Raw genomic sequence first — 253 nt, 5'->3', positions numbered from 1 at the left:
AGTACCCTGAGGAAGAGAAAACAATAGTGATTCCGTCAGTAGCGGCGAGCGAACGCGGATTAGCCCAAACCAATCAGCTTGCTGGTTGGGGTTGTGGGACGTCTCATATGGAGTTACAAAGGAACCGGTTAGTTGAAGAGGTCTGGAAAGGCCCGCCAGAGAAGGTAAAAGCCCTGTAGTCAAAAGTCTGTTCCCTCCGAGACGGATCCCGAGTAGTGCGAGGCACGTGAAACCTCGTATGAATCCGGCAGGA

The 253-nt window shown here is 52.6% G+C and carries 1 rRNA gene; it reads left to right on the top strand.

What is annotated here, in order from left to right:
* Positions 1-253 (top strand): 23S ribosomal RNA (locus PV403_RS25175); the annotation flags it as partial.

It is taken from the genome of Paenibacillus sp. GYB006, from assembly GCF_036577645.1.
Lineage (GTDB): Bacteria > Bacillota > Bacilli > Paenibacillales > Paenibacillaceae > Paenibacillus.
This window is presented reverse-complemented; position numbering and strand designations above follow the sequence as displayed.